The following is a 20,060-nucleotide window of genomic DNA, read 5'->3' as shown; positions in this document are numbered from 1 at the left end:
TTACAGCTCGAATCGTGTGTGCGTCACCGATCTGTCATGCGGTGATCGGGATATACCCCTTCAACCCTTCGACCCGCGCGATCCACGCACGCACCGCAGGGAACGGCTCCAGGACGAACCCGCCCTCCTCGGCGACATGCGTATATGCATAGAGGCAGATATCGGCGACGCTCGGTGCATCGCCCACGAACCACGCGCGTGACGCCAGATGCTCGTCCATCAGCTTGAGCGCGGCGACGCCCGCCGCACGCTTGCCCGGCAACAGCGCGCGCTGAAGGTCGTCGAGATCCCTTCCCCGACCCAGCCCATCCAGAACCGCACCGTCGCGATGTTCGGCTCGTGATTATACTGTTCCCAGAACATCCAGCGCAGCATGTCCGCGCGATCGAACGGGTCGCTCGGCACCAGCGCTGTCCCGTCGGCAAGGTAGAAGGTCGCGGCATTGCTCTCGGGCAGGAACCGCTCGCCCAGCTGCAGCACGGGGATGCCCATTGGCGTTGACGTTGGCGAGGAACGCCGGCGTCCGCGTCTCCCCCGCAATGATGTCATAGCTGCGCCGCTCGATCGCGGTGCCGGTCAGCGCGGCGGCCAGGCGGATCTTGTAGCAATTCCCCGACGGGGCATATTCATGCAGGATCGGCGTCATCGTCCGTTCCCCCCGATTTCGTTCCCTCGCCCAGCGCGACATTCCCCGCCGCCGCCGCACCCTTGACCAGCCCGTCGAGCGAGCCGCCATCAAAGCCCAGCTCCTTCATCAGCCCGTCGAGCATCGGTGCCTGCGCACGATAGCGCAGCGCCGCGGCGACCGCCGAATCGGCAAGGTTCCCGTCCCCGCCGCCGCTCGCCGCGCCCGCACCGCCAGTACCGCCCGACGTGAGCCCGTCGACCTGGACGATCTTGATGCTGTCGATCGCTTCCATCGGCTTGGCCGCCTCGCGGATCACCTCGGGCAGCACCTTGAGCAGCGCTAGCTTGGTCTGGAGCGAGATCTGGTCGGACGACAACAGGTTCGCAGCCTCGTTGATCGCACGCTGGCCCGCCGCCTCGACCTCGAACCGCACCCGGTCCGCCTCGGCGCGCAGCTTCGCCGCTTCGGCCTCACCCTCCGCAACCAGCCGCGCCGCCTCGGCGCGGTCCGCCGCCGCCTGCTTCTCCGCCTCCGCCTCGACCTTGACGCCGATCGCCGCACGCTCCGCCTCACGCGCCGCGTCGATCAGTTCGATCCGCTTGGTACGCTCGGCGATCTCGGCCTCGCGCGCGGTCGCGACCTGTTCCTCGGCGACCACTGCCGCCGCGCGCGCCTTGTCGGCCTCGGCTCGCGACTGGCTTTCCTCGCGGCTCTTGTTCTGCACCGCGATCTGCTGTTCCTGCCGCGCCAGTTCCAGCGCCTGGGTCTGGGCGATCTGCGCTTCCTTGACCGCGCGGTCGGCCTCGATCTGCGAGCTGTCGATCTGCTTCTTCGCCTCGATCCGCGCCTGATCCGCCTCGCGGGTGCGCAGCGCCTGCTCCTGCGCCACTTCGGACGCCTGCGCCGCGCGCTTCAGTTCGATCTCGCGCTCCTGCTCCAGCCGCGCGAATTCGGTGTCGCGCCCGATCAGGAAGGACTGGCGCTCGGCCTCGAGGTTTTTGGTCTCGATCTGGACGCGGGTATCCTGCTCGATGTCGTTGCGCGCCTTTTTGCGCAGCTCGATCTGCTCGGTCAGCTTGGTCAGACCCTCGGCGTCGAACGCATTGTTGGCGTTGAAATGCTCGATGCTGGTCTGGTCGAGCCCGGTCAGCGAGACCGATTCCAGCTCGAGCCCGTTCATCGCCAGATCGGCGGACGAGACCTGCTGCACCTTCTGGACGAATTCGGCGCGCTGCTCGTGCAGCTGGTTCATCGTCATCCCCGCCGCGACCGAGCGCAACGCATCGACGAACTTGCCCTCGACCAGCTCTTTCAGCGCGTCGGGGTTCATCGTCCGCATGCCCAGCGTCTGCGCCGCAGTGGCGATCGACTGGCTGTCGGGCTTCACGCGAACATAGAATTCCGCCTTCACGTCGATCCGCAGCCGGTCGAGCGTGATCAGCGCATCGGCATTCTTGCGCTCGACCGCGAGCCGCACGGTGTTCATGTTGACCGGCATCGTCTCATGGAACACCGGCAGCACCAGCGCGCCGCCGTTGATCACCACCTTCTCGCCGCCAAAGCCGGTACGGACGAAGCCGATCTCCTTCGACGCGCGCTTGTACAGCCGCGCGATCACCAACCCGATGATCAACAGCGTCAGCAGCCCGCCGCCCGCATAGATCAGATAGGGGAGGATCGACCCGCCCGCCGTGGCTACTTCCTGCATGCACTAAACCCCCAGTCTCGGCAGATGATGATCGCCATATGCGATCGCACGAAAGACATCGCCCTCGCGCCGCACCAGCAGCACGCGCTCGCCTTCTTCGAAAACCTGTCCCGCATTGTCGGGCTCGACCATCAGGTAGTGCGCCTGGCCGTGCCAGTCCTCGACCCGCGCGCGCGCCGGCGATCCGGTGGTGGCGCGCCCTGTCAGAATCTGCGCCTGGCTCCCGACCAGATCGTCCACATCGATCGCAGTCGTATGGTCCTGCGGCAGGATCGGCCCGAGCAGCCGCGCCGACAGCCCGGTCATGGGCAGCGCCAGCACCACGGCACCCGGCACCGCGATCCAGCCGGGCAGGAGGACGCCGAACAGGTCGCGCGCCAGTTGCTGCCCGATCAGCCCGATCAGTCCGAAACTCGCCAGCAGCAACACGATGACGACCAGCAACGGCACCCGCCCGAACCCCAGCCAGTCGAGCCAGTCGGGCGCGTCGATATCGGCGTCTCCGGCCAGCCCCAACGCCTGCACGAACCCGAGCAGCAGCATCAGGACGAGCGCCGAAACGAAGACGATATTCTCCGGCGCTGACAGAAAGGCGAACACGTCGAAACCCCCGATCCGTTCGCCAGTCTAGGGGGTTGGTAACAGCCCCGCCACCATTTCCGGCTGCGCTCAGACGGTCAGCACGATCTTCCCGATATGCGCCCCGTTCTCCATCCGCCGATGCGCCTCGGCGGCTTCGGCGAGCGGGTAGGTGCGGTCGATCACCGGCCTCAGCCGCCCCTCGGCAACGAACGGCCACACCGCGCGCGACAGTTCGTCGGCAACCAGCGTCTTGAACGCGGTATCGCGCGCACGCAGCGTCGATCCGGTCAGCGTCAGGCGGCGGCGCATGATCTCGAACACCGGCACGGTGGCCATCGCGCCGCCCTGCACCGCGATCGATACATGGCGCCCGTCATCGGCCATGCACTTCATGTTGCGCGCGACATAGTCGCCGCCGACCATGTCGAGCACGACATTGACCCCGCGCCCCTCGGTCAGATCCTTGACCTGCGCCACGAAATCCTCGGTCTTGTAGTTGATCGCATGATCCGCGCCGTGGGCCAGGCAAGCCGCGACCTTGTCGTCACTGCCCGCAGTCACGATAACCCTGACCCCGAACAGATTGCACAGCGAAATCGCCATCGTGCCGATCCCGCTGGTGCCGCCATGGACCAGCACCGTATCACCCTCGCTCGCGTAGCCGCGTTCGAACAGATTGGTCCACACGGTGAACAGGGTTTCGGGAATCGCCGCCGCCTCGACCATCGAAAGCCCCTCCGGCACCGACAGGCACTGGCCGAGCGGCGCGACGGCATATTCGGCGTATCCGCCCCCGGCGATCAGCGCGCACATCGGCTGGCCGATCATCTCGACCGGCAGGTCCGCGCCCACCGCGACCACCTCGCCCGCGACCTCCAGCCCGGGAATGCTGGTGACGCCCGGCGGCGGCGGATAGGCGCCCTGCCGCTGGATCACGTCCGGCCGGTTGACCCCGGCGGCGGCGACGCGGATCAGCACCTCGTCGGCGCGCGGTACCGGCACGGGGCGTTCAACCGGCACCAGCACCTCCGGCCCGCCAGGCGCAGCAGGATCGATCGCGATCATCCGGTCGGGCAGGCTGGTCATGCATATCCCCCTAGAACTACGCCTGAATCGGGGCCGCGCCCCGTGACGTCAAGGCCGCAGTTGCGCTTTGTGCATTAGCGGGACCGGCCCCTCCCCCCACCCGGCCACGCAACTTTAATAGCCTGCGTGGAGGAGTGGGCCGGTGCCGCTTGACATCAACAGACTCGCGTCCGACCTTGCCCTGCATGGACTCGGACGATCTTCCCCGCCGCAAGGACGATCCCGCCGCCCAGCTCGCGCGCCAGGACCTCGATCCGTTTTCGGTGACTGAGCTGGAGGAGCGCATCGCGCTGCTCGAAGCCGAAATCGCGCGATGCCGTAATATTATTCAACGCGCCGTTAACCATCGTGCAAGCGCGGATGCCTTATTCAAACGATGAGTGGAGCACCAAACCCCGGGCGTCACGCTATAAGACTCTTGGGGGCTGGTGCGGCGCTTGATGCACGGTGCGAGGCTCCCGACATAGGGACCGCACGGGCCGCGTATCCCTCCTTCGGCCCGACTGGAGTGACCTGAATGCCTAGTTTCGCTTCCGCCCTCGAATCGACCCTTCACCGCGCGCTCGAAGCCGCCAGCTCGCGTCGCCACGAATATGCGACGCTGGAGCATCTGCTGCTGGCACTGGTGGATGATGAACATGCGTCCAAGGTGATGGGCGCGTGCGGTGTCGATCTGGGCGAGCTCAAGACCACCGTGGCCCATTATCTCGATACCGAGCTTCAGGCGCTGCGCGTCGACCAGACCACCGACCCCTCGCCGACCAGCGGTTTCCAGCGCGTCGTCCAGCGCGCGATCCTGCACGTCCAGTCGTCCGGCCGCGACGAGGTGACCGGCGCGAACGTGCTCGTCGCGTTGTTCAGCGAGCGTGAGAGCTACGCCGTCTATTTTCTGCAGCAGCAGGATATGAGCCGCCTCGATGCGGTCAGCTACATCAGCCACGGCGTCGGCAAGGGATCGACCCCGGTCGAATCCGCCCCTCCCAAGGGCGCGGAAGAGGACAAGAGCCAGAAGAGCGACGGCAAGAAGGGCGAGAGCGCGCTCAAGCAGTTCACCGTCAACCTCAATGAAAAGGCCATGACCGGCAAGATCGATCCCCTGATCGGCCGCGGTCCGGAGGTCGACCGCACCGTCCAGATCCTGTGCCGCCGCAGCAAGAACAACCCGCTCTATGTCGGTGATCCCGGCGTCGGCAAAACCGCGATCGCAGAGGGCCTGGCGCGCAAGATCATTGAGGGCGACGTGCCCGACGTGCTCAAGGAAGCCGTGATCTACTCGCTCGACATGGGCGCGCTGCTGGCCGGCACCCGCTATCGCGGCGATTTCGAAGAGCGGCTGAAGCAGGTCGTCAACGAGCTCGAAAAAGCTCCCCATGCGGTGCTGTTCATCGATGAAATCCACACCGTGATCGGCGCGGGCGCCACCAGCGGCGGCGCGATGGACGCGTCGAACCTGCTCAAGCCGGCCTTGTCGGGCGGCACGATCCGCTGCATCGGGTCGACCACCTACAAGGAATTCCGCAATCACTTCGAAAAGGACCGTGCGCTGCTGCGCCGGTTCCAGAAGATCGACGTCAACGAACCGACGATCGAGGATACGATCAAGATCCTCGCCGGCCTTCGCTCGGCGTTCGAGGAGCATCACTCGGTCAAATACACCCCCGACGCGATCAAGTCGGCGGTCGAGCTGTCGAGCCGCTACATCAACGACCGCAAGCTGCCCGACAAGGCGATCGACGTGATCGACGAGGTCGGCGCGATGCAGATGCTGGTGCCGCCGTCCAAGCGCAAGAAGACGATCACCCCCAAGGAGATCGAACAGGTCATCGCGACCATGGCGCGCATCCCGGCAAAGACCGTGTCGAGCGACGACACCAAGGTGCTGGCGAACATCGAAACCGACCTCAAGCGCGTCGTGTTCGGGCAGGACAAGGCGATCGAAGTGCTGTCGTCGGCGATCAAGCTCAGCCGCGCCGGCCTGCGCGATCCCGAAAAGCCGATCGGCAACTATCTGTTCAGCGGTCCGACCGGCGTCGGCAAGACCGAGGTGACCAAGCAGCTCGCTGAACTGCTCGGCATCCCGCTGCAGCGCTTCGACATGTCCGAATATATGGAGCGCCACAGCGTCAGCCGCCTGATCGGCGCGCCTCCGGGCTATGTCGGTTACGATCAGGGCGGCCTGCTGACCGATGCGATCGACCAGAACCCGCATTGCGTGCTGCTGCTCGACGAGGTGGAGAAGGCGCATCCTGACCTGTTCAACATCCTGTTGCAGGTGATGGATAATGGCCGCCTGACCGACCACCACGGCAAGACGGTCGATTTCCGCAACGTCATCCTGATCATGACGACCAATGCCGGCGCGTCCGACATGGCGCGGGAGTCGATCGGGTTCGGTGAAATCAGCCGCGACGACGTGCAGGAAGACGCGGTGAAGAAGCTCTTCACCCCCGAATTCCGCAACCGTCTCGATGCGATCGTGCCGTTCGACTATCTCCCGACCAAGGTGGTCGAGCGCGTGGTGGAAAAGTTCATCCTCCAGCTCGAACTCCAGCTCGCCGACCGCAACGTCCATATCAGCCTGGACGATGAGGCAAAGGCGTGGCTCACCGAGCGCGGCTACGACAAGCTCTACGGCGCTCGTCCGATGGGTCGGCTGATCCAGGAAAAGATCAAGCAGCCGCTGGCCGAGGAACTGCTGTTCGGCAAGCTCGTCCATGGCGGCGAGGTCGAGGTGAAGCTGAAGGACGGCGCGCTGACCTTCGCCATCACCCCGGCAGCGCCAAAGGGGTCGAAGAAGGGCGGCGGCAAGAAGGCCGCTCCGGCCAAGGCGAAGTAACCCGCGTCACACGCGAACAACGAAGCCGCCCCGGTGAAAACCGGGGCGGCTTTCGTTTGGGAAGGAATGACGCGAGGGTCTTCTTCTTGTCCTTCTCGCTCCCCCAATCGTCAGTTCGGGCGGCTTTCCCAACCGACAAACCCAAGCTTGATACGGTTGCGCTGCGCCCAGCCGACCAAGCAGCTAATCCGAGCATCTGTAAGGTTGTCAGCATCGGGGTGCTTGCGACCGATAGCGAACGAGCCATCAGCGCCAACCTCCCAAACGATCTCATCGGGATTAATGTCGCAAGCCATCATAGCCTGGCGTGCATCGTCCTCGGTTGTGCGCCTGCGCGGCAGGAGCATCGAAAGGATGAAGGGCAGCTTCATTGGGGTGAGATGCCCTGCCTGCGGTACGTCCGCAACGGAGTCGCGACCCGATGGTCAGCCCAGCACCCCCTCAGTGCCGCACCACAATCACCGTCACCCCCGCCGGCGGCGGCGGCGCGTACCAGCTCGCCGGTCGCGAACAGCGGTCCCGGCACGCCCGCAACTGCGCCGCGCGTTCCTCGGCCAGTCGCCGCCACGCCCGCGCCTTGCGGATCATCCGGTCGACCTGCCATTCGGTGCTTTCCCATGCCCCGTCGCGGCACCGCCGGTCGCTCCCGCAAATACGTCTGACCGCATGGTCGATCCGCGCGGCGAGAATATCGATCCCCGCATCGGTCGACAGGTCCAGCCCCGCCGCCGGAACCGCGATCCGCTGCGTCTCGTACCGGTCGCCCGCACGTGCCGGGGCGGTCAGGATCATCGCTGCCGCCAGTGCGGCCATCAGGTGCATCGGTGTCATCACACGCCTCACTGTCCGCTATCCTAGCGCAACCTGCGCCCGCCGTTAACCAGCACGACGCACCCTCCGTCCCGGCATCGGACAGGCATCGCATGGACTTGCGGTGCGCAAACGACGCCGTGCCGGGCGATTCAAGCGGTTGATGTTAACCACTTCTTCGCCTTCCGCGGCCTAATCCGGGATCATGACACGGGGGATCGCAACGCTGATCGCACTGGCAGTCGCGTTCGCCGCGATCTTCGCCTCCCCTGCGGATGCCCGCCCACCGGGCTGGAGCGCGGGGACGACCGGTCGCCCTCTCGCCACCTGCATCCGCCGCGCCGCGCCCGGCGACGATTTCCGCACCATCGCCCGCGACCTTGCCGGGTTCGACTGCGTCACGCCGCAGAAGCAACTGGGCAGCGGCGACTATTGGGTCATCTCCGAACACGTCGGCGAACGCTCGCGCTCGCGCCGTCCGCTCAACGTGCGGATGCTCAGCCTGTGGCAGGGCCAGACCACGCTGCACATTCTCTACAAGGACGGTCGCGTCGAAACCGCGTCGGATGACCCGGTCGGCCTCACCAAACGCATTCAGCTCGGCGCGATCGTCGAATACCCCATCCCCGCCTGCGCGCGCCCGTCGACCGGCTGTTGTGGAAGGTGGAGGGTGCGAGCAACATGAACGGCGTGGTGCGCAATGTCCGCATTGCGACCCAGGCCGAAAGCAGCCGCGCGAACCTGTTCATGGCCGCGCTCTATGCCGCGTTCGGCGGACTGTGCATCGCGCTGCTGACCTATAATCTCGCTTTGTGGGCGACGCTGCGCTACCGGTTCCAGCTCGCCTATGCGGTGATGGTCGCGACGCTGATGGGCTATGCCTTCACCTCGTCGGGCGCGCTCGCCTGGCTGATGCCGGACATTGCCAACACGACGCGACTGCGGATCAACTATCTGCTGCTCACGCTCGCGGCGACGTCCTTGCTGTGGTTCGCGCGCACCTTTTTCGAGGAGCATGTCTTCGGCCCGCGGCTGCGCATGTTCATGCGGATCAGCATGGCCGCACTGCTGGCGGTGGGCATCGGCTTCGCGATCTTCGCGCCGCTCGCGCCGACGCTGCTCAGCACCATCTACAATTGGGTGTTCGCCGCGATGATCCTCCCGATCCTCGCGGTCGTGGCGTCCGCCTGGCGCAACCGTTCCAACTTCCTGTGGCTGTTCGGCATCGCGTGGGCGGCACCGATCGTCGCGGGGTGCCTGCGCGTCCTCAATAGCCTTGGCGTGGTACCGTGGAGCTTCTGGCTCGACAATTCGACGCTGGTTTCGATGGCGGCGGAAGCGTTGCTGTCGTCGATCGCCATCGCCTATCGCATCCGCCTGCTCAGCCGCGAGCGTGACGCGGCGGTAGCGGCGGAGACGGTCGCACGCCGCCTTGCCGATCTCGATCCGCTCACCGGACTGCTCAACCGTCGTTCGTTCCTGAGCCATGCCATCGGGCGCAAGGGGCCACAGACGTTGCTGATCCTCGACCTCGACCGGTTCAAGCAGGTCAACGACACGATCGGCCATGACGGCGGCGACGAAGTGCTGCGCGTGGTCGCCCGTACCTTGCGCGCGCTCGCGCCCGAGGACGGACTGACCGCACGGATCGGGGGCGAGGAATTCGCGCTGTTGTGCGACGCCGTCCACCCGGTGGAGGCGGAGACTATGCTTGCCCGGCTGCGCGCGACGCGGATGCCCTTTGACCTGCGCGTCACCGCCAGCATCGGCACCGCCCAGGGTCCGATCGCCGACGAAAGGCAGTGGAAGTCGCTCTATCGCGCCGCCGACCGTGCGCTGTTCGACGCCAAGGCCGCCGGTCGCGACCGCGTCAAGACCGCGCCGATCGCGGCCTGACCTCGCCGAATTCAGCTTTCGTTCAGCGTCTGCTTCTCCTAATGCGCGCCCATCGGGAGGGCATGATGGACCAGTTGAACAAGCGCAGACTAGCAATTGTCGCCGGTGCCGCCGCCCTGCTCGTCACCACTGCGGCGGTGCGCCCCAGCGCCGAGTTCGAGATCCTGACGCACGAGATCACCGACAAGACGCCGCGCAAGTTCCAGGCTGCCGTCGATACCGGCGTGCTTGCCGTCTCGGTTCTCTACACCTGGACCGAACGCGCCGTCCTGCGCTGACTTGCCTTCCGCCGGGCTTTGCTTACACTCGTGTAAATGAGCGATCCCGAGCACGCCTGGCGCACTAACTACCGTCATCCCGGTCCGTGGGACCAGCCGATGCCGCCGCTCTCGATGGTCGATGCGTTCGAGGAATCGGCGCGGCGCAAGGGCAATGCGCCGCTGCTCGACTTTCTCGGTCGTCACTACAGCTTTGCCGAAACGCTCGACGGCGCCAACCGCGTCGCTTGCGGCCTCAAGGCGCTGGGCTATGGCCCGGGCGACCGCATCGGCCTGTTCCTGCCCAACGTGCCCCATTACGTCGCGGCCTATTACGGCATCCTCAAGCTCGGCGCGACGGTGGTCAATTTCTCGCCGCTCTACAGCGTCGATGAACTGGCTGCGCAGGTCGCCGACAGCGGCACCCGCCTGCTGTTTACGCTCAGCGCCACCGCCCTGCTCCCGACCGCGCTCAAGGTGCTCGACAAGAGCGGCCTCGAACGCCTCGTCGTCGGTTCGGTCGCGGGCGCGCTCCCCGCAACCAAGTCGATCCTCTACCGCCTGTTCAAGGGCAAGGAGGTCGCGGCCAAGCCCAACGACCCGCGCATCACCGCCTTTTCGCAACTGATCGCCAATGACGGCGCGTGCGTCGCGGCACCGATCGATCCGCAAACCCATCTCGCGCTGATCCAGTACACCGGCGGCACCACCGGCGTGCCCAAGGGCGCGATGCTGACCCATCAGAACCTGTCCGCCAATGCCCGTCAGGTCGCCCGGCTCGACCCCGATCTCGGCACCAGCCATGACAAGGTGCTCGGCGTCCTCCCCTTCTTCCACGTCTTCGCCAACACCTGCGTCCTCAACCGCACCGTGCTGACCGGCGGCGAGATCGTGATGCTCCCCCGCTTCGACGCGGCCCAGGCACTCGCCGCGATCAACCGAACCAAGCCGACCGCGCTCCCCGGCGTGCCGACGATGTTCCAGGCGCTGATCGACCACCCGCATTCCAAATCGACCGACTGGTCGAGCCTGCTCTACTGCATCTCCGGCGGCGCCCCCTGCCCGCCGAGCTCAAGAAACGGTTCGAGGCCGAAACCGGCGCCACGCTGATCGAGGGCTATGGCCTGTCCGAAAGCTCGGGCGTCGTCTCCGCCAACCCCTATCGCGGCGAAGGCAAGTCCGGCACCATCGGCCAGCCGATCGTCGCCACCCGCGTGCGTCTGGTGGACAAGGAAGACCCCTCACGTGACGCGCCTCCGGGTGAACCGGGCGAGATCGTCCTCGCCGGCCCCCAGATCATGGCCGGATATTGGGACCGCCCGGAGACCGACGACACCACCTTCTGCCACGACGCCGCCGGCACGCGCTGGCTGCGCACCGGCGATGTCGGCCAGATCGACGAGGACGGCTTCATCCGCATCGTCGACCGGCTCAAGGACATGATCTCGGTCGGCGGGTTTAAGGTCTTCCCGAAACATGTCGAGGAAGTCCTCTACCGCCACCCCGCGATCAAGGAGGCGCTGGTCGTCGGCATGCCCGACCCCCGCATGGGCGAAGTCCCCCGCGCCTATGTCGCGCTGAACGAGGATGCCGACCCGGTAACCGGCGAGGCGTTGCGTGCATGGCTCAACCCCCAGGTCGGCAAGCACGAGCGCGTGGATGCGGTGGTGGTGCGCGAGAAGCTGCCCAAGACGATGATCGGGAAGTTGAGCCGCAAGGATCTGCTGCTGGAGATTGCAGCGGAGGCGGCGGCTTCTTAGGCTCTCCCCCTTCTTCTTAAGCCCCTCCCGCCTTCGCGGGAGGGGTTGGGGAGGGTCTTCTTCTTGAGTAGGTCAATGAGCTGCTAACTAAGCTTCCGTGAGCGACCTTTGTTCGTCCACGTCGCCGATTAGGCAGAGGAGTGCGGCCTGCGCACGCTTGGCAGCCTCGACCACTTCAGCCCAAGCGGGGTCTGCCAGAATAGCGTCATGGTCATAATCGTTAGTCGGACTGTGATAGGCGTCGACGATCTGGTGGAACTCAGCCACTGCCGCAGCCTCCATAAGGCTGATCAGATTCTCTTTGACGGCCCAGTCGTAGCCCCTGTCTGACAAACAGAGGTTGTCAAAATAGCAGCACATATACTCGACGAATGAATAATGCGGGTTAGTGTTCGTTCGGTCGAGCCACCGTCGGTGCTGCGCCTCGCCGTCAGCAAATTCTTGGATGCTGCCGAGCCATTGCATCCGCCAGTTTCTGCGCGGTTCTCGGTTGTCGTTCATGCGGCCCTGATAGCATGAACCATGCAGATGTCCTGAGCGCTCTTCTTAGCCCCTCCCCTTCAGGGGAGGGGCTAAGAAGCCCGCATCTCAGCCTTCAAATTCATAAACTCATGCAGCCCCCACGGCCCCAGCTCGCGGCCATGGCCGGACAGCTTGACCCCGCCGAACGGCGCACCCGGCACCGACGCCAGCATCTGGTTCACCGCGGTCATTCCCGCCGCGATATCGCGCACCAGCCGCGCCTGCTCGTCGGCATCGTTGCTCCACACGCTCGACCCCAGCCCATAGGGCACATCGTTCGCCAGCCGGATCGCGTCGTCCAGCGACTCCGCGCGGAACAACATCGCGACCGGCCCGAAAATCTCCTCCTTCGCAAACTCCGCCTCCTGATCGACCTCGGTCAGCACGCCCGCCCGCATCCACGCGCCGTCCCGCTCGATCTTCTCGCCGCCATGCCGCACCGCGCCCGCCGCGACCGCCCGCTCCAGCTGCTCCAGCACCGTGTCGCGCTGCTCCACGCTCGACAGCGGCCCCATCTCGACCCCGTCCTCCATCGGATCGCCGATCTTCACCGCATCCATCGCCGCGACGAACTTCTCGGCGAACGCATCATAAACGTCAGCATGCACGATCATCCGCTTGGCACAGATACAGCTTTGCCCGGCATTCTGGATCCGCGCCTTCACCGCGGTCTTCACCGCCGCGTCCAGATCAGCCGAGGGCATGACGACGAACGGGTCCGACCCGCCCAGCTCCAGCACCACCTTCTTGAGCGCGCGCCCGGCGGCTTCGGCGACCTTGGCCCCCGCCCCCTCGCTCCCGGTCAGCGTCACCGCGACCACGCGCTTGTCGGCGATGATCCGCGACACCTTGTCCGACTTCACGGCCAAATTCTGGAACAGCCCGTCCGGCGCGCCAGCCGCCTGGACCATCTGCTGGATCAGCGCCGCGCACCCCTGGGTCAGCGACGCATGCTTCAACAACCCGACATTCCCCGCCAGGATCGTCGGCGCCAGCCAGCGCACCACCTGCCAGTATGGAAAATTCCACGGCATGATCGCGAGGATCGGCCCGAGCGGCAGCCAGTGCGTCACCGCCCGCCCGGTCGGCAGTGCGACTTCCTCGCCCTTCAGAAAATCCGCCCCATGCTCGGCATAGTAGCGGAACCCCGCGACGCACTTTTCCACCTCGGCAACCGCCGACGCCAGCGTTTTGCCCATCTCCCGCGTCGCGGTTTCGGCGAGATGGTCCTTCCCCGCCTCGAACCGGTCCGCAATCGCACTCAGCAATGCGGTCCGCTGCTCCACCGGACTCACCCGCCACGACGCAAACGCCGCATCCGCCCGCACCAGCGCCGCCTCGACGCCATCGCCGTCCAGTTCTTCGAAGCTCTCGCCCTTCTCGCCCGTCGCCGGATTGATGCTGGTAAACATGCGCGCTCCTCGAGATCATTAATCCTCCCCCGCCAGGGGGAGGTGGCGCCGAAGGCGACGGAGGGGGAGGATGGCAATGTCCCCAACCTCATGCCGCTCCGCTTCCTCCCCTCCGTCACGCTACGCGTGCCACCTCCCCCCTTGCGGGGGAGGATCAGGAGGCTCGACCCATTCTACAGTCGCAACGCCAATCGCGGGAGGTTGAATTGGTTCCGCCGCCATCGCATAGCGTCAGCATGACCGACCAGCCCGACATCGCCGCCCTGTCCTTCGAGGACGCCCTTCGCGAGCTCGAGCGGATCGTCGGCCAGCTCGAAACCGGCGACGTGCCGCTCGATCAGGCGATCACCCTGTACGAACGCGGCGACGCGCTGCGCCGCCAGTGTCAGGCCCGGCTCGACGCGGCCCAGGCGCGGATCGAACAGGTGCGGGCCGACGCCAACGGCAACGTCACCGGCACCACCCCGTTCGCGGCGGGTTGAGCGCGATGGTGGCGGACGCCAGCCAGACCCTCGACGCAGCACTGCGTGACGTCGCGGCAGAGATCGACCGTCAGTTCGACCATCTCCTCGCCGTTCCCGCCGACCCGCGCGCCAAGCTCTATGAAGCGATGCGCCACGCCGCGATCGGCGGCGGCAAGCGGCTGCGACCGCTGCTCACCTTCGCGACGGCGCAGCTGTTCGCGGTCGACCGCCGCTGTACCGCGCGCGTTGCCACCGCGATCGAGGCGATCCATGTCTATTCGCTGATCCATGACGATCTGCCCGCGATGGACGATGACGATCTGCGCCGCGGCAAGCCGACGGTGCATCGTGCGTTTGATGAGGCGACCGCGATCCTCGCCGGCGATTGCCTCCACGCACTCGCGTTCGAAATCCTCGCCGATCCCGCCACCCATCCCGATCCGTTCGTCCGCGCCGAGCTGATCGCCGATCTGGCGCAGGCGTCCGGCCCATCGGGCATGGCGGGCGGACAGATGATGGATCTGGTCGCCGAAACCACCAGCTTCGACCTCGCCACCGTCACCCGCTGCCAGGCGCTCAAGACCGGCGCGCTGATCGCCTGTTCGGTCGAGGCGGGGGCGATCCTCGGTCGCTTGCCACCCGAAGGCCGCACCGGCCTGCGCGGCTATGCCCGCGACATCGGCCTCGCCTTCCAGATCGCCGACGACATCCTCGACGTCGAGGGCGATCAGGACGCGGTCGGCAAGCAGCTGCGCAAGGACGAAGCGGCGGGCAAGGAAACCTTCCTCTCGCTGCTCGGCATCGACCGCGCCCGCGAACAGGCGCGCATGCTGGTCGACCAGGCGATCGAACACCTCCACAGCTACGGCCCCGAAGCCGACCTCCTCCGCGCCATCGCCCGTTTCGTGCTCGAGCGGGATCGGTGAGTAACTCCCTAACCGTCACCCCAGCGAAAGCTGGGGTCTTCCGCCACAAGCGCCGCGCCTGCGGCACAAGATGCCAGCTTTCGCTGGCATGACGAGGTAGCGTTATGACCACCCGCACCGGCGTCTATCCCGGCACCTTCGATCCGATCACGCTCGGCCATATGGACATCATCCGGCGCGGCGCGAAGCTGGTCGACCGGCTCGTCATCGGCGTCACCACCAACCCGTCGAAAAACCCGATGTTCACGGTCGAGGAGCGGATGGAAATGGTCCGGCGCGAGGTCGCGGATCTCGACGGCGAAATCCATGTGGTCAGCTTCGATTCGCTGCTGATGGACTTTGCCGAGCGTGAGGGCGCGAGCATGATCGTGCGCGGCCTGCGCGCCGTCGCCGATTTCGAGTACGAATATCAGATGGCGGGCATGAACCAGCAGCTCAACGCGGGGATCGAAACCGTCTTCCTGATGGCCGATGTCTCGCTCCAGCCGATCGCGTCGCGGCTGGTCAAGGAAATCGCCCTGTTCGGTGGCGAGATCCGCAAGTTCGTGCCGCCGACGGTTCGCGACGAAGTGGTCGCGCGCGTCGAGAGGATCGGCCGCAAGGGCAGCTGACACTTCTAAATCCTCCCCCGCCAGGGGGAGGTGGCGCCGAAGGCGACGGAGGGGAGGACGGCTGCGTCCTCTCGACCGTTATGCATCCACCCTCTCCGTCACGCTTCGCCCCAGCGCCGAGGGGAGGATCAGGACGACCCGCAAAAACCGCTTTCCTACAAACCCCCAACCGGCATAGCCTCGAATCACGATGGTCGGACGCCGGGCATCCATGGGCCAAAGCTGACAGAATGAAGCGCGTTTCGCGTAACTTTGTCAGCTTTCGGGGCGGTTCAATCCTTGGCGGCGGGGTGCACCGCATTCACTTTGCCGCAAGCGGCGATTTGCTCTAAGCCGCTCCAGTTTTCTGAAATCCGGTGGGGATATCGATGCGTCTTGTTGCCTTGTGTGTTGCCCTGCTTGGCTCGCTGTTCGCGATGCCAGCTACCGCCCAGCATGTCCCGCCCCCGCCCGGCCGTGCTGTCCCACCCGCCACGACCGACAAGGAGAATCTGTGGATTCTCGACCTGTCGACCGGTGGCCGCGTCACCATCTGGCTGCGTCCCGATGTCGCGCCCAAGGCGGTCGAGCGGATCAAGGAGCTGACCCGCCGCAAATTCTATGACGGCCTGATCTTCCACCGCGTGATCGACGGCTTCATGGCGCAGGGCGGCGATCCCAAGGGCGACGGCACCGGCGGCAGCGACCTGCCCGACCTGCCCAAGGAGTTCAACTACCTCCCCCATGTGCGCGGCGCGGTCGCCGCGGCGCGCGCGGAGGATGAGAATAGCGCGAACAGCCAGTTCTTCATCATGCTGGTCCCGCGCCTTCAGCTCGACCAGAAATACACCGTGTTCGGTCGCGTGCTCGACGGCATGCAGTGGGTCGACGCGATCCCGCGCGGCGAGCCGCCGGCGAACCCCGCCCGCGTCGTCCGCGCCTACATCGCCGCCGACAATCCCCCGCCCTTCACCCCCGCTGCCCCTGCCCCGGTCGAGGCCCCGGCGGCACTCCCCGCAGGTCCGGGCCAGTGATGTCCATTCCTCCCCGGCGACGGGGAGGAATTCAGTATCGCGATGAACGTCGACCTGTTCGATTTCGACCTGCCCGCCGAACGGATCGCACTCCGTCCGGCGAGCCCCCGCGATTCGGCGCAACTGCTGCTGCTCGACGGAGATCGCACCGAAGACCGGGTCGTCACCGACCTCCCCGACCTGCTCCGCGCCGGCGACATGCTGGTGTTCAACGACACCCGCGTCATCCCCGCCCAGCTCGAAGGGACGCGGGGCGCGGCGAAAATCGGCGCGACGCTGCACAAGCGCGAAGGGCCGCGCCACTGGATCGCGTTCATCCGCAATGCCAAGCGCCTGAAGGTCGGCGACAGCATCGACTTCGGCAACGCCGTCACCGCGACCGCCGAAGCGCGGCACGACGATGGCAGCTTCACCCTGTTCTTCCCCGGGAACGAGCCGGTCGAGCTGCTGCTGGAGCGCGCCGGTCGCATGCCGCTCCCGCCCTATATTGCCGCGAAGCGCCCGACCGACGCCCGCGACGCCGACGATTACCAGACGATGTTCGCCAGTGAACCCGGCGCCGTCGCCGCACCGACCGCGGCGCTGCACTTCACGCCTGGCCTGATGGCCGCACTCGACACCGCCGGGATCGGCCATACCACGCTGACCCTCCATGTCGGCGCGGGGACCTTCCTGCCGGTCAAGACCGACGACACCGCCGACCACAGGATGCACGCCGAATGGGGCCGCATCGACGCCGCCACGGCCGACCGGCTCAACGCCGTCCGCGCCGCTGGCGGCCGGGTGATCGCCGTCGGCACCACCAGCCTGCGCCTGATCGAAAGCGCGACCGACGACAGCGGCACCATTCGCCCGTTCGAAGACGACACCGCGATCTTCATCACCCCGGGCTACCGCTTCCGGGGCATCGACGGCCTTGTCACCAATTTCCACCTGCCGCGATCGACCCTGTTCATGCTGGTATCGGCACTGATGGGGCTGGACCGGATGCAGGCCGCCTATGCGCATGCCATTGCATCAGGCTATCGTTTCTACAGCTATGGCGACGCCAGCCTGTTGTTGCCGGAGGACCGCGCATGATCCCTGCCCTCGCCCTGATCCTCGCCGCGACCCAGACGACGCCCGCCGCACCACCGCCCCAGCCGGGAATGGCGACGCCGATCCCGCTGATGATCGCCGAGCCGGTCGCGATGGCCATCGCCGCGTTCGACGCCGACCAGGACGGCATCGTCACCCGCGCGGAGTTCGACACCGGGGTGCGCCGTAGCTTCGAGCTCAGCGCCAAGGACCAGCCCGCACTCGGCTATATCGCCTTTGGCGACTGGTCGGAGCGGTGGCTGGGCAATCGCAACGCCCTGCCCAGCCCGTTCGAAGTCGATGCCGATGGCGACAACCGCATCACCCTGACCGAGCTCCAGACGCGGTTCGATCTTTTCTTCACCCGCTTCGATGCCGACAAGGACGGGTCGCTGCGCCGCAGCGAATTGCTCACGGTGCGCGCCCTGCCCCAGCCGGGCCAGCGCCCTGCCGAGCAGCCCAATCGCCGGCAGCGCAATCGCTGAACTGATGTCCTAGCATCTCCTGCCGCACTGCGGCTAAGGTCAGCGCGATGCACGGCTCTCACCATCACCACGGCCCCGCCGGGCATAATCATTCAGGCCACGGCCATAGCCACGCGCCGAAGGACTTCGGTCGCGCCTTCGCGATCGGCACCGTTCTCAATCTCGGCTTCGTGCTGGTCGAGGGGCTGGCGGGGATCGCGACCGGATCGATGGCGCTGCTCGCCGATGCCGGGCACAATCTGTCCGACGTCGTTGGGCTGCTGATCGCCTGGGGTGGAGCATCGCTCGCCAAGCGCCCCGCGTCGCGCCGCTTCACTTATGGGTTGAGCAGTTCGACCATTCTCGGCGCGCTCGCCAATGCGGTGTTGCTGCTGTTCGCGGTCGGCGCGATTGCGCTGGAGGCGGTGCGGCGCTTCGGCGATCCTTCGCCCGTGCCAGGCGCGACGGTGATGATCGTCGCCGGGATCGGCATCGTCATCAATACCGCGACCGCCCTGCTGTTCATGCGCGGCAGCAAGGACGACCTCAACATCCGCGGTGCCTATCTCCACATGGCCGCCGATGCCGCAGTCTCCGCCGCCGTGGTGGTCGGCGGCGCGTTGATCCTGTTCACCGGCGCGAACTGGATCGACCCCGCGCTCAGCCTGCTGATCGTCGTCGTAATCCTGTGGAGCACTTGGGGGTTGCTGCGCGATTCGGTGGTGATGGCGCTGCACGCCGTCCCCCCGGGGATCGACGCCGAAAAGGTCGAGGAAAGTCTCGCCACACTGCCCGGCGTGGCGCGGGTCCACGATCTTCATATCTGGCCGATGAGCACGACCCAGGTGGCTCTGACCGCGCATCTCCAGATGCCCGGCGGCCATCCAGGCGACGCGTTTCTCCACGATGCCCAGCACCGACTGGCGCATGATTTCGGAATCAACCACGCGACGCTCCAGATCGAGATCGGCGATGGCGACCCGTGCCGCCTACATGGCGGCCACGGAGCCGGGCATGGCTGACCCGGCACAGCCGCTGCGGCTGGTCATCTTCGACTTCGACGGCACGCTGTCCGACAGCGGCGGCTGGTTCCTGTCGATCATCGACCATCTGTCGGATCGCTACAATTTCCGGCGCGTGCACCCCGACGAGATCGAGCCGCTGCGCAAGATGACGTCGCGCGACGTCATCAGCCATCTGCGCATTCCGCGCTGGAAACTGCCCTTCATCTCGCGCTACGTCCGCAAGCTGTTCGGGCGCAACACCGACAAGGTACATCTGTTCGCCGGCGTGACCGAGATGCTCGTCGCGATCGAGGCGATGGGCATCCCCCTCGCGCTCGTCACCTCCAACAGCGAGGCGAATGCCCGCGCCGTCCTCGGCCCCGAAAACGCGGCGCGATTCAGCTGGTGGGCGTGCGGCGCGTCGCTGTTCGGCAAGGCGCCCAAGTTCCGCAAGATTCTGCGCCAGAGCGGCGTTCCTGCGGCGCAGATCATGTCGCTCGGCGACGAAACGCGCGACATCGACGCGGCGCGAGAGGTCGGCATCCGCGCCGCCGCTGTGCTGTGGGGTTATGCCGAGCCCGAGGCGTTCGCCCACCTCAACCCCGACCTCGCCTTCGCGACGCCGGGCGATGTCGTGACCTATGTCGCTGCCTCAGCCGAGATGGACCGCCAGCCATAGGGTCGGGGCGTCGGGATCTGTCCGCGTCACCCAGTGCCGCGCGCCGCCCGGGATGAAGACATGATCGCCGGGTGCCAGCGCCACCTCGGTTTGTCCCTCGATCCGCAAGCCCGCAGCGCCGCGAAGCACCACCACCCATTCGTCGGCATCCTGCACGAACGGCGCGTCGGGCGGCGTCGCCTGCCCATGCGACACGATTCGCTCGATCCGCACCTCACCGCGCTCCAGCAGCGGGGTGAACACCTCCCCCGCCCGCGCGTCGGGCAACGGCGCGAACAGGTTTCCGCCGTGATCAGCCATTGCCATTCACCCCTCGACATCGCAT

23 protein-coding genes and 1 pseudogene are annotated in these 20,060 nt (G+C 66.3%); 14 read left to right on the top strand and 10 right to left on the bottom strand.

What is annotated here, in order from left to right; translation table 11 throughout:
* Positions 1–34: 34 nt before the first annotated feature.
* The 5 genes from LRS12_RS20030 to LRS12_RS12230 form a co-directional block, all read right to left on the bottom strand.
* A complete protein-coding gene (locus LRS12_RS20030) occupies positions 35–262 on the bottom strand; it encodes a glutathione S-transferase C-terminal domain-containing protein (RefSeq protein ID WP_308223013.1) in 228 nt (75 codons plus the stop codon).
* The gene (locus LRS12_RS20025) at positions 220–492 is read right to left on the bottom strand and encodes a hypothetical protein (RefSeq protein WP_308223012.1); all 273 of its coding nucleotides are present in this window, start codon (positions 490–492) and stop codon (positions 220–222) included. The genes LRS12_RS20030 and LRS12_RS20025 overlap by 43 nt, the downstream gene beginning before the upstream one ends.
* 134 nt (positions 493–626) lie before the next feature.
* On the bottom strand, positions 627–2,336 hold the full coding sequence (locus LRS12_RS12240) for a flotillin family protein (RefSeq protein ID WP_257844786.1): 1,710 nt from the start codon (positions 2,334–2,336) through the stop codon (positions 627–629).
* Positions 2,337–2,339: 3 nt separating this feature from the next.
* Positions 2,340–2,936, bottom strand: a complete 597-nt coding sequence (locus LRS12_RS12235; RefSeq protein ID WP_257844785.1) for a YqiJ family protein — start codon at positions 2,934–2,936, stop codon at positions 2,340–2,342.
* 69 nt (positions 2,937–3,005) lie between these two features.
* The gene (locus LRS12_RS12230; RefSeq protein WP_257844784.1) at positions 3,006–4,004 is read right to left on the bottom strand and encodes an NAD(P)H-quinone oxidoreductase; all 999 of its coding nucleotides are present in this window, start codon (positions 4,002–4,004) and stop codon (positions 3,006–3,008) included.
* Between the two features lie 185 nt (positions 4,005–4,189).
* On the opposite strand from LRS12_RS12230, the gene LRS12_RS12225 reads away from it, so the two are divergent.
* Complete coding sequence (locus LRS12_RS12225) at positions 4,190–4,384, top strand: DUF1192 domain-containing protein (protein WP_257844783.1); 195 nt, start codon at positions 4,190–4,192, stop codon at positions 4,382–4,384.
* Between the two features lie 137 nt (positions 4,385–4,521).
* Positions 4,522–6,840: an ATP-dependent Clp protease ATP-binding subunit ClpA gene (gene clpA / locus LRS12_RS12220; protein WP_257844782.1), complete on the top strand. Its 2,319-nt coding sequence runs from the start codon at positions 4,522–4,524 to the stop codon at positions 6,838–6,840.
* Between the two features lie 110 nt (positions 6,841–6,950).
* Here clpA and LRS12_RS12215 read toward each other — a convergent pair whose 3' ends face one another.
* Both LRS12_RS12215 and LRS12_RS12210 read right to left on the bottom strand, forming a co-directional pair.
* Positions 6,951–7,211: a hypothetical protein gene (locus LRS12_RS12215; protein ID WP_257844781.1), complete on the bottom strand. Its 261-nt coding sequence runs from the start codon at positions 7,209–7,211 to the stop codon at positions 6,951–6,953.
* A 70-nt stretch (positions 7,212–7,281) separates the two neighbouring features.
* Positions 7,282–7,671: a UrcA family protein gene (locus LRS12_RS12210; RefSeq protein WP_257844780.1), complete on the bottom strand. Its 390-nt coding sequence runs from the start codon at positions 7,669–7,671 to the stop codon at positions 7,282–7,284.
* Positions 7,672–7,855: 184 nt separating this feature from the next.
* On the opposite strand from LRS12_RS12210, the gene LRS12_RS12205 reads away from it, so the two are divergent.
* From LRS12_RS12205 to LRS12_RS12190, 4 genes and pseudogenes are all read left to right on the top strand, one after another.
* On the top strand, positions 7,856–8,335 hold the full coding sequence (locus tag LRS12_RS12205) for a hypothetical protein (protein ID WP_257844779.1): 480 nt from the start codon (positions 7,856–7,858) through the stop codon (positions 8,333–8,335).
* Positions 8,332–9,546 carry a diguanylate cyclase gene (locus LRS12_RS12200; RefSeq protein WP_257844778.1) on the top strand — a complete coding sequence of 405 codons (1,215 nt, stop codon included), beginning with the start codon at positions 8,332–8,334 and terminating at the stop codon, positions 9,544–9,546. The genes LRS12_RS12205 and LRS12_RS12200 overlap by 4 nt, the downstream gene beginning before the upstream one ends.
* Before the next feature lie 65 nt (positions 9,547–9,611).
* The gene (locus LRS12_RS12195; RefSeq protein ID WP_257844777.1) at positions 9,612–9,824 is read left to right on the top strand and encodes a hypothetical protein; all 213 of its coding nucleotides are present in this window, start codon (positions 9,612–9,614) and stop codon (positions 9,822–9,824) included.
* A 36-nt stretch (positions 9,825–9,860) separates the two neighbouring features.
* A pseudogene (locus LRS12_RS12190) lies at positions 9,861–11,563 on the top strand (AMP-binding protein).
* An 87-nt stretch (positions 11,564–11,650) separates the two neighbouring features.
* On the opposite strand, the gene LRS12_RS12185 reads toward LRS12_RS12190, so the two are convergent.
* Both LRS12_RS12185 and LRS12_RS12180 read right to left on the bottom strand, forming a co-directional pair.
* On the bottom strand, positions 11,651–12,064 hold the full coding sequence (locus tag LRS12_RS12185) for a hypothetical protein (RefSeq protein ID WP_257844776.1): 414 nt from the start codon (positions 12,062–12,064) through the stop codon (positions 11,651–11,653).
* A 71-nt stretch (positions 12,065–12,135) separates the two neighbouring features.
* A complete protein-coding gene (locus LRS12_RS12180) occupies positions 12,136–13,497 on the bottom strand; it encodes an NAD-dependent succinate-semialdehyde dehydrogenase (RefSeq protein ID WP_257844775.1) in 1,362 nt (453 codons plus the stop codon).
* Between the two features lie 236 nt (positions 13,498–13,733).
* On the opposite strand from LRS12_RS12180, the gene LRS12_RS12175 reads away from it, so the two are divergent.
* The 8 genes from LRS12_RS12175 to LRS12_RS12140 all read left to right on the top strand — a co-directional run bounded on the left by LRS12_RS12175 (position 13,734) and on the right by LRS12_RS12140 (position 19,735).
* Positions 13,734–13,979: an exodeoxyribonuclease VII small subunit gene (locus tag LRS12_RS12175; RefSeq protein WP_257844774.1), complete on the top strand. Its 246-nt coding sequence runs from the start codon at positions 13,734–13,736 to the stop codon at positions 13,977–13,979.
* A 5-nt stretch (positions 13,980–13,984) separates the two neighbouring features.
* Positions 13,985–14,887, top strand: coding sequence for a polyprenyl synthetase family protein (locus tag LRS12_RS12170; RefSeq protein ID WP_257845499.1), 903 nt, complete (start codon positions 13,985–13,987; stop codon positions 14,885–14,887).
* A 104-nt stretch (positions 14,888–14,991) separates the two neighbouring features.
* The gene (gene coaD, locus LRS12_RS12165) at positions 14,992–15,498 is read left to right on the top strand and encodes a pantetheine-phosphate adenylyltransferase (RefSeq protein ID WP_257844773.1); all 507 of its coding nucleotides are present in this window, start codon (positions 14,992–14,994) and stop codon (positions 15,496–15,498) included.
* A gap of 368 nt (positions 15,499–15,866) precedes the next feature.
* Positions 15,867–16,511: a peptidylprolyl isomerase gene (locus LRS12_RS12160; protein ID WP_374580904.1), complete on the top strand. Its 645-nt coding sequence runs from the start codon at positions 15,867–15,869 to the stop codon at positions 16,509–16,511.
* Positions 16,512–16,553: 42 nt separating this feature from the next.
* On the top strand, positions 16,554–17,591 hold the full coding sequence (queA, locus tag LRS12_RS12155) for a tRNA preQ1(34) S-adenosylmethionine ribosyltransferase-isomerase QueA (protein ID WP_257844771.1): 1,038 nt from the start codon (positions 16,554–16,556) through the stop codon (positions 17,589–17,591).
* Positions 17,588–18,073 carry an EF-hand domain-containing protein gene (locus LRS12_RS12150; RefSeq protein WP_257844770.1) on the top strand — a complete coding sequence of 162 codons (486 nt, stop codon included), beginning with the start codon at positions 17,588–17,590 and terminating at the stop codon, positions 18,071–18,073. The genes queA and LRS12_RS12150 overlap by 4 nt, the downstream gene beginning before the upstream one ends.
* A 47-nt stretch (positions 18,074–18,120) precedes the next feature.
* On the top strand, positions 18,121–19,074 hold the full coding sequence (locus tag LRS12_RS12145; protein ID WP_257844769.1) for a cation diffusion facilitator family transporter: 954 nt from the start codon (positions 18,121–18,123) through the stop codon (positions 19,072–19,074).
* The gene (locus LRS12_RS12140; protein ID WP_257844768.1) at positions 19,067–19,735 is read left to right on the top strand and encodes an HAD hydrolase-like protein; all 669 of its coding nucleotides are present in this window, start codon (positions 19,067–19,069) and stop codon (positions 19,733–19,735) included. The genes LRS12_RS12145 and LRS12_RS12140 overlap by 8 nt, the downstream gene beginning before the upstream one ends.
* On the opposite strand, the gene LRS12_RS12135 is transcribed toward LRS12_RS12140, so the two are convergent.
* Entirely contained in the window at positions 19,709–20,035 is a 327-nt protein-coding gene (locus LRS12_RS12135) for a cupin domain-containing protein (protein ID WP_257844767.1), read from the bottom strand. The two genes, LRS12_RS12140 and LRS12_RS12135, sit on opposite strands and share 27 nt — an antisense overlap.
* Positions 20,036–20,060: the final 25 nt, after the last annotated feature.

The sequence above is a fragment of the Sphingomonas sp. J344 genome, assembly GCF_024700005.1.
In the GTDB taxonomy this organism is placed as follows: Bacteria; Pseudomonadota; Alphaproteobacteria; order Sphingomonadales; family Sphingomonadaceae; genus Sphingomonas.
Note: the sequence above shows the minus strand (reverse complement) of the source record. Positions and strands in the feature narration are given on the sequence as shown.

Bases quoted from the DNA above. Each gene is read 5' to 3' on its own strand.
- LRS12_RS12225 (WP_257844783.1), top strand. From the start codon at position 4,190: ATGGACTCGGACGATCTTCCCCGCCGCAAGGACGATCCCGCCGCCCAG.
- coaD (WP_257844773.1), top strand. From the start codon at position 14,992: ATGACCACCCGCACCGGCGTCTATCCCGGCACCTTCGATCCGATCACG.
- LRS12_RS20025 (WP_308223012.1), bottom strand. From the start codon at position 492: ATGGGCATCCCCGTGCTGCAGCTGGGCGAGCGGTTCCTGCCCGAGAGC.
- LRS12_RS12230 (WP_257844784.1), bottom strand. From the start codon at position 4,004: ATGACCAGCCTGCCCGACCGGATGATCGCGATCGATCCTGCTGCGCCT.
- LRS12_RS12215 (WP_257844781.1), bottom strand. From the start codon at position 7,211: ATGAAGCTGCCCTTCATCCTTTCGATGCTCCTGCCGCGCAGGCGCACA.
- LRS12_RS12180 (WP_257844775.1), bottom strand. From the start codon at position 13,497: ATGTTTACCAGCATCAATCCGGCGACGGGCGAGAAGGGCGAGAGCTTC.
- LRS12_RS12160 (WP_374580904.1), top strand. From the start codon at position 15,867: ATGCGTCTTGTTGCCTTGTGTGTTGCCCTGCTTGGCTCGCTGTTCGCG.
- LRS12_RS12145 (WP_257844769.1), top strand. From the start codon at position 18,121: ATGCACGGCTCTCACCATCACCACGGCCCCGCCGGGCATAATCATTCA.
- LRS12_RS12135 (WP_257844767.1), bottom strand. From the start codon at position 20,035: ATGGCTGATCACGGCGGAAACCTGTTCGCGCCGTTGCCCGACGCGCGG.
- LRS12_RS12150 (WP_257844770.1), top strand. From the start codon at position 17,588: ATGATCCCTGCCCTCGCCCTGATCCTCGCCGCGACCCAGACGACGCCC.
- LRS12_RS12170 (WP_257845499.1), top strand. From the start codon at position 13,985: ATGGTGGCGGACGCCAGCCAGACCCTCGACGCAGCACTGCGTGACGTC.
- clpA (WP_257844782.1), top strand. From the start codon at position 4,522: ATGCCTAGTTTCGCTTCCGCCCTCGAATCGACCCTTCACCGCGCGCTC.
- LRS12_RS12195 (WP_257844777.1), top strand. From the start codon at position 9,612: ATGGACCAGTTGAACAAGCGCAGACTAGCAATTGTCGCCGGTGCCGCC.
- queA (WP_257844771.1), top strand. From the start codon at position 16,554: ATGAACGTCGACCTGTTCGATTTCGACCTGCCCGCCGAACGGATCGCA.
- LRS12_RS12175 (WP_257844774.1), top strand. From the start codon at position 13,734: ATGACCGACCAGCCCGACATCGCCGCCCTGTCCTTCGAGGACGCCCTT.
- LRS12_RS12210 (WP_257844780.1), bottom strand. From the start codon at position 7,671: ATGACACCGATGCACCTGATGGCCGCACTGGCGGCAGCGATGATCCTG.
- LRS12_RS12205 (WP_257844779.1), top strand. From the start codon at position 7,856: ATGACACGGGGGATCGCAACGCTGATCGCACTGGCAGTCGCGTTCGCC.
- LRS12_RS12200 (WP_257844778.1), top strand. From the start codon at position 8,332: ATGAACGGCGTGGTGCGCAATGTCCGCATTGCGACCCAGGCCGAAAGC.
- LRS12_RS12140 (WP_257844768.1), top strand. From the start codon at position 19,067: ATGGCTGACCCGGCACAGCCGCTGCGGCTGGTCATCTTCGACTTCGAC.
- LRS12_RS12240 (WP_257844786.1), bottom strand. From the start codon at position 2,336: ATGCAGGAAGTAGCCACGGCGGGCGGGTCGATCCTCCCCTATCTGATC.
- LRS12_RS12185 (WP_257844776.1), bottom strand. From the start codon at position 12,064: ATGAACGACAACCGAGAACCGCGCAGAAACTGGCGGATGCAATGGCTC.